17 protein-coding genes and 1 riboswitch are annotated in these 15,292 nt (G+C 48.0%); of the genes, 1 reads left to right on the forward strand and 16 read right to left on the reverse strand.

Features of this window, described 5'->3' with window-relative positions:
• On the forward strand, window positions 1-267 hold a 267-nt coding region (locus tag AZ66_RS09935), incomplete at its 5' end, for an IS30 family transposase (protein WP_044354705.1).
• A 127-nt stretch (window positions 268-394) separates the two neighbouring features.
• Here AZ66_RS09935 and AZ66_RS09940 read toward each other — a convergent pair.
• The 16 genes from AZ66_RS09940 to AZ66_RS10015 all read right to left on the reverse strand — a co-directional run bounded on the left by AZ66_RS09940 (window position 395) and on the right by AZ66_RS10015 (window position 14,933).
• Window positions 395-1,093, reverse strand: coding sequence for a metal-dependent hydrolase (locus tag AZ66_RS09940; protein WP_021259243.1), 699 nt, complete (start codon window positions 1,091-1,093; stop codon window positions 395-397).
• Window positions 1,094-1,144: 51 nt separating this feature from the next.
• Window positions 1,145-1,798, reverse strand: coding sequence for an SMC-Scp complex subunit ScpB (gene scpB, locus AZ66_RS09945; RefSeq protein WP_021259244.1), 654 nt, complete (start codon window positions 1,796-1,798; stop codon window positions 1,145-1,147).
• The gene (locus AZ66_RS09950; protein ID WP_021259245.1) at window positions 1,767-2,561 is read right to left on the reverse strand and encodes a segregation and condensation protein A; all 795 of its coding nucleotides are present in this window, start codon (window positions 2,559-2,561) and stop codon (window positions 1,767-1,769) included. Before AZ66_RS09950 ends, scpB begins: the two co-directional genes overlap by 32 nt.
• A gap of 72 nt (window positions 2,562-2,633) precedes the next feature.
• On the reverse strand, window positions 2,634-3,101 hold the full coding sequence (gene ribH / locus AZ66_RS09955) for a 6,7-dimethyl-8-ribityllumazine synthase (RefSeq protein WP_021252931.1): 468 nt from the start codon (window positions 3,099-3,101) through the stop codon (window positions 2,634-2,636).
• Window positions 3,102-3,183: 82 nt separating this feature from the next.
• Window positions 3,184-4,425: a bifunctional 3,4-dihydroxy-2-butanone-4-phosphate synthase/GTP cyclohydrolase II gene (locus AZ66_RS09960; protein WP_044354706.1), complete on the reverse strand. Its 1,242-nt coding sequence runs from the start codon at window positions 4,423-4,425 to the stop codon at window positions 3,184-3,186.
• Window positions 4,426-4,446: 21 nt separating this feature from the next.
• Window positions 4,447-5,130 carry a riboflavin synthase gene (gene ribE / locus AZ66_RS09965; protein WP_044354707.1) on the reverse strand — a complete coding sequence of 228 codons (684 nt, stop codon included), beginning with the start codon at window positions 5,128-5,130 and terminating at the stop codon, window positions 4,447-4,449.
• The gene (gene ribD, locus AZ66_RS09970; RefSeq protein ID WP_044354709.1) at window positions 5,111-6,280 is read right to left on the reverse strand and encodes a bifunctional diaminohydroxyphosphoribosylaminopyrimidine deaminase/5-amino-6-(5-phosphoribosylamino)uracil reductase RibD; all 1,170 of its coding nucleotides are present in this window, start codon (window positions 6,278-6,280) and stop codon (window positions 5,111-5,113) included. The genes ribE and ribD overlap by 20 nt, the downstream gene beginning before the upstream one ends.
• A 330-nt stretch (window positions 6,281-6,610) precedes the next feature.
• A riboswitch (FMN riboswitch) is annotated at window positions 6,611-6,770 on the reverse strand.
• A gap of 169 nt (window positions 6,771-6,939) precedes the next feature.
• On the reverse strand, window positions 6,940-7,377 hold the full coding sequence (locus AZ66_RS09975) for a peptidylprolyl isomerase (RefSeq protein WP_021259249.1): 438 nt from the start codon (window positions 7,375-7,377) through the stop codon (window positions 6,940-6,942).
• A 210-nt stretch (window positions 7,378-7,587) separates the two neighbouring features.
• Complete coding sequence (gene lysA, locus AZ66_RS09980) at window positions 7,588-8,919, reverse strand: diaminopimelate decarboxylase (protein WP_036619412.1); 1,332 nt, start codon at window positions 8,917-8,919, stop codon at window positions 7,588-7,590.
• Between the two features lie 184 nt (window positions 8,920-9,103).
• Window positions 9,104-10,765: a spore germination protein gene (locus AZ66_RS09985; protein ID WP_044354710.1), complete on the reverse strand. Its 1,662-nt coding sequence runs from the start codon at window positions 10,763-10,765 to the stop codon at window positions 9,104-9,106.
• Window positions 10,766-10,854: 89 nt separating this feature from the next.
• The gene (locus AZ66_RS09990; protein WP_021259252.1) at window positions 10,855-11,292 is read right to left on the reverse strand and encodes a stage V sporulation protein AB; all 438 of its coding nucleotides are present in this window, start codon (window positions 11,290-11,292) and stop codon (window positions 10,855-10,857) included.
• A complete protein-coding gene (locus AZ66_RS09995; protein ID WP_044354711.1) occupies window positions 11,285-11,935 on the reverse strand; it encodes a stage V sporulation protein AA in 651 nt (216 codons plus the stop codon). Before AZ66_RS09995 ends, AZ66_RS09990 begins: the two co-directional genes overlap by 8 nt.
• A 101-nt stretch (window positions 11,936-12,036) precedes the next feature.
• Complete coding sequence (gene sigF / locus AZ66_RS10000) at window positions 12,037-12,792, reverse strand: RNA polymerase sporulation sigma factor SigF (protein WP_021252940.1); 756 nt, start codon at window positions 12,790-12,792, stop codon at window positions 12,037-12,039.
• Window positions 12,793-12,803: 11 nt separating this feature from the next.
• Window positions 12,804-13,259: an anti-sigma F factor gene (gene spoIIAB / locus AZ66_RS10005; RefSeq protein WP_021252941.1), complete on the reverse strand. Its 456-nt coding sequence runs from the start codon at window positions 13,257-13,259 to the stop codon at window positions 12,804-12,806.
• The gene (gene spoIIAA, locus AZ66_RS10010) at window positions 13,256-13,609 is read right to left on the reverse strand and encodes an anti-sigma F factor antagonist (protein WP_044354713.1); all 354 of its coding nucleotides are present in this window, start codon (window positions 13,607-13,609) and stop codon (window positions 13,256-13,258) included. Before spoIIAA ends, spoIIAB begins: the two co-directional genes overlap by 4 nt.
• A 91-nt stretch (window positions 13,610-13,700) precedes the next feature.
• Entirely contained in the window at window positions 13,701-14,933 is a 1,233-nt protein-coding gene (locus tag AZ66_RS10015; RefSeq protein ID WP_044354714.1) for a D-alanyl-D-alanine carboxypeptidase family protein, read from the reverse strand.
• Between the last annotated feature and the right edge of the window lie 359 nt (window positions 14,934-15,292).

The following is a 15,292-nucleotide window of genomic DNA, read 5'->3' on the forward strand; positions in this document are numbered from 1 at the left end:
AAAAAGTTTGCTTGTTATGCGAACCTTGAGAATTTTCATAACCTCAAAGTTTACTTTGCAGATCCGTATTCATCCTGGCAGCGAGGCTCTAATGAGAACGGAAATGGTCTTCTTCGAGAATTCTTCCCAAAGGGCCATGATTTTGCTTTGGTCACCGATGAAGATTTGGCCAAGGCTATCTTTCTCATTAATAATCGTCCCCGTAAATGTCTCGGTTGGATGTCTGCTCACGAAGCTTTCATGGATGAACTGTCGCACTTAGCTTGACAATCCGTCAAATAAAAAAACCGTCAGCTCGTATTATCGCATACGAAGCTGACGGGCAAGCATTAGAATATATTGATGCTTCTCGTTCAAGCAAGTTTCTTTGAATGTTAGGGACAATGCAGCCTCTTTACAGCATTAACTTGGAATGATCAATAGATTGACCTGGCAAAAGTTCCAGTCCTTGAATCCCAAGCTCCTGCAGCTTCGCCACAAATTCTGCCCCATCCTGTTGAATAGGGGGGAATGTATTGTAGTGCACAGGGATGACAACTTTAGCCTGAACCCACTGTGCAGCTAGCAATGCATCTTCCGGATCCATCGTGAAGAAGCTACCAATTGGCAGGAAGGCGATGTCTGGCTTGTAACGATCGCCAATGAGCTTCATATCGCTGAACAATGCAGTGTCTCCAGCATGATAAATCGTAAGCCCCTCTGTTTGCAGGACAATCCCTGCAGGGTTGCCCATATAAATATCCTGACCATTGACAGTAACGGAGGAACTGTGCAGGGCAGGTACTAGCGCAACCGATCCAAATTCGAATGGAGCTGGCCCACCTAGGTTCATGCCTATAGCTTTCGCACCTTGCGATTCCATGTAGTTCGTAAGCTCTACCATACCAATAATAGGCGCACTGCAGCGCTTGGAGATGGATACCGCATCACCAATATGATCGCCATGTCCATGTGTGAGCAGCACATAATCCGCATGAATCTCTTCAGAGCGAGTGACTGCTGCAGGGTTGCCAGTCAAGAAAGGATCAATGATAATACTATGCTGTTCGGTAACAAGCTGAATGCAGGAATGACCGTGGAAATGAATGTTCAAAGCAGTTCCTCCTCATATTTGCATATTCAACAGCTTCATACGCAGAAGTTATCATATCTCTTCCTCGTGCTCATGTTGAACTCCTGCTTCCAATTGTCCTTCAACTTCCTTCACATCTTCAATCGTCAATTGGCGTCCATCTAACTTCTCGAACAAGAGCTGCGTTTCCTCTTCTAACCCATCCATTTGTTCAAAAGCAGAGGAATCCGGCAGTTCTTTAATTGTTGATAATCCGAAATAATCCAAGAATGATTTCGTTGTGCCATACAAAATTGGCCTTCCGATCGCTTCTGCTCGTCCAACCTCTTCGATCAAACCCTTGTTCGTTAGTGTCTGAATCGCACGATCCGATTTTACGCCACGGATTTCTTCAATCTCAACACGGGTAATCGGCTGACGATAGGCAACGATAGACAAGGTCTCTAGGGCTGCTTGCGACAGTGAAGAGCGCGATGGTGAATATGCCATTTTCTCAAAATACGGGGCATGTTCTGGCAATGTAGCTAGCTCGTACATCCCTGCGATTGCAACAATTTGCAGACCACGTTTCGAACGCTCGAAGTCCGCGCGCAGATCGTTCATCGCTTCCTCTATAACCTCTGGGCGCTGTTCTGTAATTTCTGAGATTTGCTTAATGTTCAAGCCTTCATCTCCAGCCATGAACAACAACCCCTCAATAATCGACTTCAGCATCTGAAAGTCCATCTTCCGTGTCCACCTCCCCACTCCATTGAATCACGATATCCTCAAAGAGGCTATCCTGGTAGCAGCGAACTTGCTTCATCTTCATCAGCTCCAGCAGCGCGAGAAAGGAAACGACAATTTCCGAACGCGTGAGATGCTCGCTAAGCAAGTTAGAGAACATCATCTTGCCTCCCTTACCAAACGGACGCAGCGTGTCGATAATGCTCTTAATTCGATCCTTCACCGATATTTCATCCCGGTGAATTGTAGCGACCTGCGTTCTGCGCGACGCTTTGCTAAGTGCCTTGCGGAATGCTGCGATCAAGTCGGTTACATGCAATCCATCCACTGGATTATCAGGAGCTGTTGGCATATATGGCGTTAAGTCCTCTGGTTCCTTGGAAAAAATCATGCTTCGTTCTGTCTCGCGTTCCCGGAGATGCTCCGCAATTCCCTTGTACTTCCGGTATTCGATCAATTTGCGTATAAGCTCTGCCCGCGGATCAGGCTCATCATCCACATAATCTTCATAGTCGTCCCATTCCATGACCGGAGGCTTAGGAAGCAGCTGCTGTGATTTCATGGACAGCAACGTTGCTGCCATAACGAGAAACTCGCTCGTAATCTCCAGCTCCAATTCCTGCATGTTGTGCAAATATTCCATATATTGATCTGTAATCTCACTAATCGATATATCTTGAATATTAATTTCCGCTTGGTCGATTAAATGCAGGAGCAAATCGAGCGGCCCTTCAAACTGTTCCAGCTTATACGTTACGGTCACCCCGTGATAACCTCCTGAGCAATAAAAACAAATGTAGCGCCCTTACAAAAAGGGCACTACATTAAATAAGCACTATTTTAACTGATTCGTCAAGTTCGCCATTTCAATTGCAGTAGATGCAGCTTCCCAACCCTTGTTGCCTGCCTTTGTTCCTGCACGTTCAATTGCCTGCTCGATGGAGTCTGTTGTCAACACTCCGAATATGGTCGGAACCCCTGTCTTCATGTTCACTTGAGCAACGCCTTTAGCCGCTTCACTGCACACATAATCAAAATGCGGAGTGGATCCGCGAATAACTGCGCCAAGCGTGATCACGGCATCATATTTCCCGCTCTCCGCCATTTTCTGCGCAATAAGTGGAATTTCAAATGCACCCGGAACCCAGGCAATATCTACCTCTTCATCTTTAACCCCGTGGCGCTTCAGCGCATCAAGTGCTCCTGATACAAGCTTGCTGACAATAAATTCATTGAATCGACCAGCGACAATTCCATATTTTAATCCTTCGGAAACTAAGTGTCCTTCAAATACATGTGGCATAAGTAAAGTCCTCCTCTGTGATAAATACTGAATCATATTGATAAGGTAATCGCAGCTTGCGGCACTTCATTTCCTTCAAGGCTTATCTGCGTGCTTGTTCATCCTGTTCAATATCGTCGAATACGAGCATATGCCCGAGCTTTGCAGCCTTCGTATGCAGATATTTTGCGTTGTCTTCATTCTCCTGCATTTGGATCGGAACGCGCTCAACAACCTCCAGGCCATAGCCTTCCAACCCTTTAATTTTGCGAGGATTATTTGTAAGAAGCCTAATTTGACGAATGCCGAGATCTTTCAAGATTTGGGCTCCAATGCCGTAATCCCGCAAATCCGCTGGGAATCCAAGCTCCAAGTTGGCATCCACCGTGTCTAGCCCTTGCTCCTGAAGCTTATAAGCTTTGAGTTTGTTAATAAGTCCAATCCCGCGACCTTCCTGGCGCATATAGAGCAGGACGCCATTGCCTTCCTTGTCTATTTGTCCAAGCGCAGCGGCGAATTGAGGGCCACAGTCACAGCGATGTGAATGAAATACATCCCCTGTTAAGCATTCCGAATGAACGCGAACAAGAACTGGCTGAGTTCCATCAATGTCGCCCTTCACTAAGGCAACATGTTCCTTATTGTCTACACCATTCGTATAGGCGATAGCTCGGAATATGCCGAAGTCAGTAGGCATGTTCACCTCGACCTCACGTTGAACTAGCTTCTCCTTCTCATTACGGTAATGAATGAGATCCTTGATGCTGATTAGCTTCAAGTCCCACTGCCCTTTCAGTTCCATCAAGTCGGGCAGTCTAGCCATCGTGCCATCTTCCTTAATCACTTCGCAGATGACACTAGCAGGTGCAGATCCACTCAACCGGGCGAGATCAACCGCTGCTTCCGTATGCCCTGCACGGCGCAACACACCACCGTTCTTCGCTATTAACGGGAAGATATGACCCGGCCGACGGAAGTCCTCTGCCTTGGCGTTCGCATCCAGCATCTTCTGGATCGTTAGTGAGCGTTCGTGCGCTGAAATGCCAGTAGTCGTATCTACGTGATCAATGGATACGGTAAATGCCGTACCGTGATTGTCCGTATTGTGTGCTACCATCGGGTGAAGATCAAGCTCCTCGGCACGATCCTGCGTAATAGGTACGCATACCAAACCTCGGCCTTCTGTAATCATGAAGTTAATAACTTCCGGTGTTGCCTTGTCGGCTAACGCGATAAAGTCGCCTTCATTTTCCCGATCTTCGTCATCAACTACAATGATAACCTTGCCCTGCTTCAAATCTGCAATTGCGTCTTCTATCGAATCAAAGTGAAATGCTTCCTTCATGTTGTTCGTCCCCTTTCACCATTACATAAAACCATGCTCTGCCAAAAACGCTACATTAAGACCTCCAGAACCAGAACGATCCGAGTCCTTTGTCTCGTTCTCCGGCCCTGATCTACCATACCGGAGCAAATGATCCACATACTTGCCAAGCACATCACATTCAATGTTGACGGTATCACCCGGCTGCTTGCGTTGAAGAGCGGTTTGCGCCAACGTATGCGGAATAATCGATACGGCAAACTCTCCATGCTCTGCTCGCGTAAGGGTTAAGCTGATGCCGTCAATGGTGACAGAACCTTGTGGAATCATATATTTCGCCATCTCAGGCCGACTCGCCCGACATTCGATGACAACAGCATTCGCATCTCTTGTTCGTCCCACAATCGTTGCAAGACCATCCACATGTCCTTGCACAATATGACCGCCGAATCGCCCGCCTGCTGCCATAGCACGCTCTAGATTGACCGGATCGCCCGGCCTTAAATCCTTCAAATTCGTATGGCGAAACGTCTGTGGCATCACATCCGCCATGAAGGAAGTGCCATCATATGACGTTGACGTTAGGCATACACCATTGACAGCGATGCTGTCACCCTGCTTCATGCCCTCTAGAACCTTAGATGCTCGGATGTGAAGCACCATCGCCTCGCCCCGCTTCATCACAGACTGCAGTGAGCCCACTTCTTCAATGAGTCCGGTGAACATTGCTATGCTCCTCCTTTATGCTGGAATGAGTGAAATGCTCCACCTCACGCTTGCCGAACGGATATCCAGTGATGCAGATATTATCTCCGAGCTTCTCAACCTCCACATGTTGAAGCCGGTATGCATCCTGCATCCGCTCTACACCTTCAAACACAAAACTACCAGGCGCATGCTGACCGCCGACGACAATCGGAGCCATAAATATTGCAACTTTGTCGACCAGCTTCTTCTCTAGCATCGCCCCATTCAATCGACCTCCACCTTCAAGGAGTATGGATCCGATCTCATGTTGGCCGCACCATTCCATCATCTGTTGAAGGTCTACCTTCTCGCCTTCTCCGCACTCGATGACCTCTACGCCTCGGGACACCAATTCACGCCGCTTCTCCCCGCTTGCCCGTGCAGTTGTGAAGATGCATGTTCGTGCAGCTTGATCGGTTACAACGTTGGCGTCCATAGGAACCTGAAGCATCGAGTCTACGATCAAGCGCACTGGGTTTACCCCAGGGACTGACAGGCGTGTTGTCAGCGATGGATCATCCGCAAGCACGGTGCCTATGCCTACCATAATCGCTTGATGACGGTGCCTCATCGAATGAACGATTTCACGACTTCGCTCATTCGAGATCCACTTGCTGTCCCCAGTCGAAGTGGCGATCTTGCCGTCCAGCGTACTTGCTGTCTTGAGGGTAACGAACGGAATGCCGGTCGTAATATGCTTAGCGAACATTTCAATCAGTGCGAGACCTCTCTCCCGAAGCACATCCAACGTTATCCCAATTCCATGATCCTTCAGCAGAGCAGTTCCTCTCCCTGCTACCGCTGGATTCGGATCGACGCAAGCGATCACGACACGGGCAATTCCCGCTTCAATCAATCGCAGACTGCAAGGCGGTGTTCGTCCATAGTGGCTGCATGGCTCAAGGGTCACATACGCAGTTGCTCCTCTCGCCGCTTCACCAGCCATCTGTAAAGCATGGACTTCCGCATGGCCTTCACCACGCCGCAAATGAGCTCCAAGACCGACGATTCGTCCCTCGTTCACAATGACACAGCCAACTGCAGGGTTCACATCGGTCTGTCCAAGCACCTGCTCTGCCATGTTCACAGCGAGCTGCATGTACAGTTCATCATTGATAACAGCAGACATTAGGTATCCTCCTTTCCACAAACAGATCAAGGCTAACGCAAAAAAGCCCTTCGGATCCTCCGAAGGGCATGATTGATTGAGCTTACAGGTATGTACTTAATTTCACAATAACCACACATAAGCATAATTTCCATTTGCATATGACAAATAAAACCGACAACAAGGATGTTCTCAGCAAACTGCATCGATTTCGCATATGTCAAATACGACGATAGATGAATAGAAAACCTCACGCTTACGCAGGTATTCGCCGTCCATTTCGCCTGGAATGCTCATGATATTGTGAAAAAAAGAACTTGAAAGAACTAATTATCGAGTTCTTCTCTCCTGACGCCCCTTCTCCCATCCAGACTATACTGTCGGCTCTGGAGTTGCACCAGATCCACCGTGTGGACGAATCCACCCGGGTCACGGACTAAGAACATCTTGCACATGCAAGAATATGTTCATCACCGCCGGTCGGGAATTTCACCCTGCCCTGAAGGTCTGTCATTCGTATTGCTATAAAATTAGTTTCTAAGATGTTGCACTTAGAAGTGTACCACCTGACCTGGTAAAATGCAACTCGTGTCGCTTCACCGCATGGAAGCATTTAGCCGCGTTCAAATAAAAAAGACGTGTAGCAGCCAAGCTGCATACACGCCTTCCTTCAATTATTTCTATTCTTCCACGATCGTAACTTGCTTCATCTTGTCGCCTTGCTTAACAGCATCTACATGCTCCATGCCTTCTACAATTTTACCAAATACCGTATGCACGCCATCCAAGTGAGGGAATGCATCGTAAGTGATGTAGAATTGGGAACCGCCTGTATCCTTGCCGGCATGCGCCATCGCAAGTACACCACGCTCATGCTTGTGCGGGTTGCCTTTTGTCTCACATTTGATTGTGTAGCCTGGGCCGCCTGTACCTGTTCCGTGCGGGCAACCGCCTTGAGCTACAAAGCCCGGAATAACACGGTGGAATGACAATCCGTTATAGAAACCTTCGTTGGACAGTTTCTCAAAGTTTGCAACCGTACCCGGTGCTTCTTGTTCATGCAGCTGGATTTTCACCGTTCCGCCCTTTTCCAATTCAATCAATGCATATTTGCTCATCATGTATCGTCTCCTTCCATATGTACAATGCTCACGCTTGCTCATCCGATTATACGTTATTTCTGAACAAAAAGAAAACACCCGATTTCTGCCTCATCGTTATGTCACGACATGACAGATGATCGGATGTGTAAGGGTTATCGTATCTGAAGTAACTTAAGATATGAAATTCAATTGCCGCCGCGGAGCTTGCAATCGTCACATCGCGTACTATTTCAGCACTGGTTCCTTGCTGAGACGAGCTGGAATGCAGTCATTGCGCACGATATCTTCATGCGACTCACGACGTACAACAATATCCGCTTCCCCGTTGTGCACGAACACGACAGCTGGTCTTGGAATACGGTTATAGTTGCTTGCCATCGAATAATTGTACGCACCTGTGCAGGACACAGCCAACAGATCGCCCTGCTGGACGGCAGGAAGCACAGCATCCCAGATCAGCATATCGCCGCTTTCGCAGCATTTGCCTGCTATCGATACTGTCTCCGTGGACTCATTAGTCGCACGGTTAGCAAGCAGTGCCTCATAACGAGACTCATACAGCGCTGGTCGAGGGTTGTCGGTCATCCCTCCGTCAACAGCTACATATTTGCGCACTCCTGGAATATCCTTCACAGAGCCAACTGTATACAGCGTTGTACCCGCTTCTCCGACAATACTGCGGCCTGGCTCTACCCAAATTTCAGGCAAACTTTCTCCGATATCAGCAAAATGCTGCTTTACAGCATCTGTAATGGCCTTTACATAATCGCGAACATGCAGAGGCGTATCCCCTTCTACATAGCGGATGCCAAAGCCGCCGCCCAAGTTCACAACCCGGAATGCAGTCTCAAGCTGCTCCTTCACCCCACGCGCAAATTGTGCAACGCGTTCAACCGCCATTTGGAATCCTTCGGTTTCGAAGATTTGAGATCCGATATGCGAGTGGATGCCCAGCAGCTCCAAATGAGTTGCATCCGCCGCTTGGCGCACAGCCTCAAGCGCCGTGCCATTGCCGATGTCAAAGCCAAACTTCGAATCCGTCTGACCTGTCGAAATGTATTCGTGCGTATGTGCTTCAACCCCCGGTGTAACGCGGAGCAGTACAGGTACGGACTGATTGCGCTCTTGGCAAATCGCATTCAACAGCTTCAGCTCAGTGAAATTATCAACAACAAAGCAGCCGATGCGGGCATCAAGCGCCATTTCGATTTCCTCGGGCGTCTTATTATTCCCATGGAAGTGGATTCGCTGGGCCGGGAATCCAGCCTGCAAGGCTGTATACAATTCCCCTTCCGATACAACATCTAGCGACAGCTCCTCTTGGTCGACTAACCGGCACATTGCTGTTGTACAGAATGCTTTGCTTGCATATGCAACCTGAAAGGTTAACCCAGACTCGCGAAATGCTTCCATGTATTGTCCACAACGTTCTCTGACTAATGCTTCGTCAAAAATGTAAAGCGGAGTACCAAATTGCTGCTTCAATTCGGTTACATCGCAACCGCCAATTTCTAAATGTCCATCCCCATTAATCTTGCTCGTTCCGTGTAAGTACATCGTCATTTCTCCCCACTCCCACTCGATCTTCTATGTCTATCCCCTCATACTGTTCCAATTGTTGGTGAAAATATTACATCGAGTATATCAGCTTATTCGATCTTGAAAGAATGGATTTTTCCGTCCATCATTTGCATTATAGAGGTTGTCAAGGGACAAACACATTGCCTTCCAAACGTTGGAGCTATCGCTTCGTTCTTGGCGGCATCTTTGTATTATCTCGCGTCTGATTCAAGCTAGGGCGCGTCTTCATCAGCAAGAATGGCTGTCGTACGATGATATTGTACATCGCTTTGGCATTGAACGGAATGAACGGCCATAAGTACGATGCATTGTACGAGCGATGCAGGGTTAGCCAGAGCAGCCAAACGGTTGTACAAATGACGAGTCCGGGAACTCTGAACAGCGCAACCGCAACAAGCAGCACGAGCCTCACTATTCGATTGGCCAGCGCCAGCTCATAGCTCGGTGTCGCAAACATCCCTACGGCAGCTACAGCCATGTACAAAATAACCTCATTGACGAACACTCCTGTTTTGACCGCTATGTCACCTACGAGTATCGCAGCTAGCAAGCCCAATGCTATCGCAAGCGGCGACGGAGTATGAACAGCCGCCATTCGCATGAGATCCACGCCGAGCTCTGCGATGAGGAACTGGAAAATGAGTGGTATCTTCCCTGTCTCCTGCGGTCCAATAATTTGTAGGGCGGCAGGCTTTAATCCCGGCTCGATGACGAGCAGCAGCCACAATGGGAGAATGAAGAGCGACGCAAAAATACCGATGAAGCGCACACTCCGCAAATAGGTTCCCATAAATGCAGTTTGTCGATTCTCTTCTGCATGCTGACATAAGTCGAAAAACGTCGTCGGCAAAATGATGACAGATGGAGAAGTGTCGACAAATATGACAATGCTGCCATCCATCAAATGGGAAGCGACAACATCTGGACGTTCCGAGTATCGTACTAGCGGATAAGGGTTCCATGCCTTATTGATAATCGCCTCCTCCAGCTGCTTGTCGGCCAGTGGCAGACCATCCACATTCACCGCTTTTATTTTATTACGAACCGACTCCACTTGACGCTTGTCAGCAATATCATCTATATAGGCAATACACACATCGGTACGGGTACGCCGCCCCACCTGCACCATTTCATACATAAGCCCTGGATCACGCAAGCGGCGTCGGACAAGGGTAACGTTCGTGAGCAGTGTCTCGCCGAATCCGTCACGCGCACCCCGAACCACCCGCTCGAGCGATGGTTCTTCAAGACCCCGCACAGGGAAGGTTTTGCAGTCCACTATAATCGCACTTGATTCATGATCAATAAAGAAAGCACTGCTGCCAGCGAGCACTTTATTAATGACGCTGCTTAACTTATTCTCCCGCTCCACTTGAACATGTGGGATATAGCGTTCGAACAAGGATTTGAGCGCGTTCGGCGACATTTCTTCCTTATCCAAGTAAGACATGCGGGACAAAATTAATGTCATCACTTCGTCCTTAGCAAAACCATTCACATAGAACAGACCCACCCGCCGCTCGCCGAAGACCATCTCGCGCAGCAAGATATCGAACGACTCCCCAAGTCCGACTACCTGTTGCAGCGTTCGTTTCGTCTCATCCAGCTTCTTGGAGATTTCGTCCTTGTCCTGCCAATAGATGATGGATTCTTCTATCGTATCGGACTTCTCATGCTGCTTTTTTCTATCATGCAAGCTGCCTTGCTCAGATGCATGCTGATTATTGCCCCCATCCTCAGTCTGCTCGTTCGGTGATTTTGAATTAGGAGGGGTAAGTACGTCCTTGTGCGACGATTCTTGTTCAGTTTGCTGCTCTGTCATTGGGCAATATCCTCCTTCTTATTGAATCGCAATGTCTTGGCATATCCTTCATTACGAGATGCTCATCATTCAACACAGAAACTTCAAACTCAATGCGGGTATTTAAAACAATCGAACCAAGATCCAAGAACCTTGCCAATTACCATTGCGGTCAGTAGATGAGGGAGCGCGTGTGTCATACCAAGCCGTTTCGCCAATATCGGAAAAACATTCAATACCTCCGTCAGCGCAGCAGCTAAGAGTCCCACGAATACCCCATCCAGCAGTCCGATGAATGGAGAGAACCATCCCGCATAGAAGAATCGGATACTCCATAAGTCTGTTACGGTAAAGAACAACGTGCCCGCAATAATGGCATACTCAAACCAATACGAACAGTGGAAGGAGCGAGTAAGCTGTGCAAGCCGTGGGAGCATGTCAAGCACGACAAATAATGCCACCATCGCGCCCCCAACCGTAATCCCGCCAGCGACTCCCGCGAACGATGCCAGCAGCTGTGCAAGACCATACAGCCAAGTCTCAGTCACGCTTCAAATCCTCCTTGCGCAATCGCTTGTACTCCTCGGTTATCATGTACTGGTTCAAGTTTTCCTGATATAGGAACATCTCCAATTCAAGCGGTGTCGGCTCTTCATTGAACTTCTTACGGAAAAAGTGATTAAAAAATACGACCATCCCAAGACCAATGCCAATGGAATAGCAGGCTTGGAACCAAAATGGATTCGCATCCTTCCGACCCGTAAGCATTTCTACAATTCGTTTATGTACAGGGAGCATGCTTACATCGGCGTGGAAGTTCATGATCGCTAAGCCAGAACCGAAGAACAGCAGCAGCCAGACGATAACAATTAGGACAATATTCGGCTTCTTCACTTGCGTCACAACCTCAACTAATGTATGTGGCTGGCCAAAGCATTCAATGGTCATTCTCGGACTCAGTTCCTTAATTGATCTCGTAATATGCATCATGTCAATCAATATCATGTTACCGTCGCTTGTCTTTGGTTCCTTCAGCACAAGCTCTCTTAATTTCGTGTACCATGTATCGTCTGCAATGACCTCAGCTACATCCTTAAGTCGAATCGGATGATCTGGCTTGACCGAAGATTGCTTGCGCAGCCGGATATAGCAGGTACTGCCGGAATCAGGCAACTCATCCAAAGTCGCCATGTTCATCCCCCTCCTTCCTCCATAGTGTTAGTATGGTTGAATAGACAGCAAAAAAACCGCAAGGACATCTCCCTGCGGTTCGTCATCATACCCTCTCTTGCTCACTGAGCAATCTGGGCTTTGATGGATTGCAATATTTTCTTCTCCAGCCGCGACACTTGCACCTGCGATATTCCGAGGCGACTGGCAACCTCAGATTGCGTCTGATCCCGATAGTACCGTAAATAGACAATAAGCTGCTCCCGTTCACTTAAGCCTTCTATCGCTTCATTCAGCGCAAGCTTATCAAACCATTTGTCCTGCGTATCATCGGCAATTTGATCCATTAACGTAATTGGATCACCATCATTTTCGAATACCGTCTCATGAATGGAGGTCGGCGGTTTATTAGCTTCTTGTGCGAACACAACATCCTCCGGCGATACCCCAAGCTCCGCTGCAACTTCCTTAATCGTGGGAAGTCGATTAAGCCGCTTGGACAACTCATCCTTTGTCTTGCGGACTTTGTTCGCCATCTCCTTCAGTGATCGACTCACCTTCAGCGTTCCATCATCACGCAGAAAGCGCTGAATTTCACCGATGATCATCGGCACTGCGTAAGTCGAGAACTTCACATCATAGGATAAATCGAATTTATCAACAGATTTCAGCAATCCGATGCAACCAATCTGGAACAAATCATCCGGATCGTATCCTCGATTCATAAAGCGCTGAACGACGGACCAGACAAGGCGTATGTTGCAATTGACAAGTGTTTCTCTCGCTAGCGAGTCACCTGTCTGACTGAGTGCAATCAGACGCTTCACTTCCGCGTCATCCAAATAATTGGGCGACGACTGCTTCAAATCAGCTTCCATGGCTTCAACCCCTAATTATAGAGCGCTTTTTTCGATTCAATCCGCTTCTTCATGCGGATGCTCGTACCCACGCCCAGTTCGGTAGTTACTTCGCATTCATCCATGAAGTTCTCCATGATCGTGAAGCCCATGCCAGAGCGTTCCATGTCCGGCTTCGACGTATACAGCGGCTGTCTTGCAAGCTCAAGATCCTCAATGCCTCGTCCATTGTCTGATACGGTCAGCATAATCTCCTCACCGGAAATAACCGCTGAAATCGTAACCATCCCAGTAGGATCATTATCATATCCGTGGATGATACAATTCGTCACTGCCTCTGAGATTACGGTCTTCATATCTGTCAGCTCGTCCATTGTCGGATCCAGCTGCGATACAAAGGCTGCAACAGCCACACGGGCAAATGCTTCATTTTCGGAACGACTGGAAAATTGCAGCGTCATTACGTTCGTGTCTGATTGTACACTCATGATACGACCTCCAACCCATTAAGCGCTTTGCGCTCATTATCGTAAACATGCACAATTTTAAACAAGCCAGACAATTCGAACAGACGTCGTACCGCGGGATTCATATCGCATACCGCCATTTTGCCGCCTCGTCCCTTGATCTGCTTGTATCTTCCTAGGATGACCCCTAAACCCGAACTGTCCATAAACGTCAAATCACGAAGGCTTAGCACGACATGGTTCACTTGCTTGCGTTGAATCGCTTCGTCGAGCTGAATCCGTACGTACTCAGATGTATGATGATCCAGTTCCCCGCTCAGACGGGTAATTAATACGTTTCGCTGGTGTTCCAATTCCACCTGCAGATTCATGGCGCTTCACTCTCCTCCCCATGATGCCGATACAGTTCGTCAATGGGATAACCAATTCCTGCCTGACGACAAAACTAGAAGCTACACGCCGTTAATTGACAAAAAACAACTTGCCGCACGTACGTTTAAAGAGTGTCCACCAGCCAGCTTTCGCAATTTCCTCGGCGGATTCGACAGGATATTCACGAACCTTCCTATCTCCCTGATAAACGACAAGTTTCCCAAGCGACTGACCCGCCGCTACTGGAGCCTTCACAGATTTCGGACCTTCCAGTTCGAAGCGAAGATTGTCAGTGCCCTCGCCTTTTTTGAGCAAAACATGATACGGACGCTGAGCCTTCAGCTCAATATTCTCGACCATCCCTTTCTCCACACGAATATCACCAATCTTATCTCCACTTTTCAGCAGCGGAACATTCGTATACTGGGCGAAGGCATAATCGAACATTTGCGTGACTTCTGCATTGCGTGTCTTCGTATTCGGTTCGCCAAGCACAACAGCAATCACACGCATATTCTCCCGTTTCGCTGTCGCGGACAGGCAATAACGCGCCTCAGAAGTAAAGCCAGTTTTCAACCCATCTGCACCTTGATAGAACCGTACAAGCTTATTCGTATTGACAAGCCAGAATTTCTTATTTGTGTTCTGTCGCAAATAATCCTCATATGCTCCTGTAAATTTCGTTACACTCGGATATTTCAACAACGCTTGCGACATCAAGGCAATATCATGCGCTGACGTATAATGATTCTCAGCAGGGAGGCCATTGCAATTCACAAAATGTGTATCCTTCATGCCAAGCTCTGTAGCCTTATCGTTCATCATTTGTACGAACGCCTTTTCGGAGCCACCGATCTTCTCAGCCATCGCAACCGATGCATCATTGCCTGAGGCCATTGCGATTCCCTTCATCATTTCCTCAACCGTCATCTCTTCGCCCGGTTCCAGAAAGATTTGCGATCCGCCCATAGACGCGGCATACTCGCTTGTTGCCACCTTGTCCGTCATCTTCAACTTGCCTTTGTCAATGGCTTCCATGACAAGCAGCATCGTCATAATTTTCGTAATACTCGCCGGTGGAAGCTTATCGTGACTATTTTTCTCAAAGATCACCGTTCCTGTGTCCGCATCCATAAGCACTGCTGAGCGCGCGTTATCCGCCAATTGGGCTTCAGGCGCAGCAGAGGATGTTGCTTGGCTTGGCGTTTCTGAATTTGTCCAAGGCGGCAAGTCTGCCCGTGCATAAGATGCGTTCGCCGAAGAAGGCAATATACAAGCGGCAGCGAATAAAAAGCTAAGACTAGCACACAGCCATTTGTTCACAGATTGTCCCCTCCTATCTAAATAGCGTGCATTCTGAGCGCATTACATGCGCAGGATGCACTTTCTAACCAGTGTTACCTTTCAGAAGCAAAATATTCCACTCCTATCGAAAGATAGAGCAGAACTTGGAAGGTTTATCATGTCACAATGTCTGGAAAATTTGGGAAATGAAATTATAGCCTATGAAAATGAAATGCAGAACATAACGAGAGAGGATGACATCATGCTTCAGTCGCAATTTGAACACAAAATGATCTCGCGGGGGTTGAATTTAACGGATTTTGATTTTACTAAGAATAACCTTGATCGCATCTGTATCGGGTTGCATCTGGCTACTCAGAGGATCAGCTAATGGTAAC

Origin of the sequence: Paenibacillus sp. E194 (assembly GCF_000935845.1) — a bacterium.
GTDB lineage: Bacteria > Bacillota > Bacilli > Paenibacillales > Paenibacillaceae > Paenibacillus_B > Paenibacillus_B alvei_B.

Excerpts from the sequence above, each read along its gene's own strand:
- scpB (WP_021259244.1), bottom strand. The coding sequence starts at position 1,798 with ATGGACTTTCAGATGCTGAAGTCGATTATTGAGGGGTTGTTGTTCATG.
- ribH (WP_021252931.1), bottom strand. The coding sequence starts at position 3,101 with ATGCCACATGTATTTGAAGGACACTTAGTTTCCGAAGGATTAAAATAT.
- AZ66_RS09960 (WP_044354706.1), bottom strand. The coding sequence starts at position 4,425 with ATGAAGGAAGCATTTCACTTTGATTCGATAGAAGACGCAATTGCAGAT.
- ribE (WP_044354707.1), bottom strand. The coding sequence starts at position 5,130 with ATGTTCACCGGACTCATTGAAGAAGTGGGCTCACTGCAGTCTGTGATG.
- ribD (WP_044354709.1), bottom strand. The coding sequence starts at position 6,280 with ATGTCTGCTGTTATCAATGATGAACTGTACATGCAGCTCGCTGTGAAC.
- AZ66_RS09975 (WP_021259249.1), bottom strand. The coding sequence starts at position 7,377 with ATGAGCAAATATGCATTGATTGAATTGGAAAAGGGCGGAACGGTGAAA.
- lysA (WP_036619412.1), bottom strand. The coding sequence starts at position 8,919 with ATGTACTTACACGGAACGAGCAAGATTAATGGGGATGGACATTTAGAA.
- AZ66_RS09985 (WP_044354710.1), bottom strand. The coding sequence starts at position 10,765 with ATGACAGAGCAGCAAACTGAACAAGAATCGTCGCACAAGGACGTACTT.
- AZ66_RS09995 (WP_044354711.1), bottom strand. The coding sequence starts at position 11,935 with ATGGCGACTTTGGATGAGTTGCCTGATTCCGGCAGTACCTGCTATATC.
- sigF (WP_021252940.1), bottom strand. The coding sequence starts at position 12,792 with ATGGAAGCTGATTTGAAGCAGTCGTCGCCCAATTATTTGGATGACGCG.
- spoIIAB (WP_021252941.1), bottom strand. The coding sequence starts at position 13,259 with ATGAGTGTACAATCAGACACGAACGTAATGACGCTGCAATTTTCCAGT.
- spoIIAA (WP_044354713.1), bottom strand. The coding sequence starts at position 13,609 with ATGAATCTGCAGGTGGAATTGGAACACCAGCGAAACGTATTAATTACC.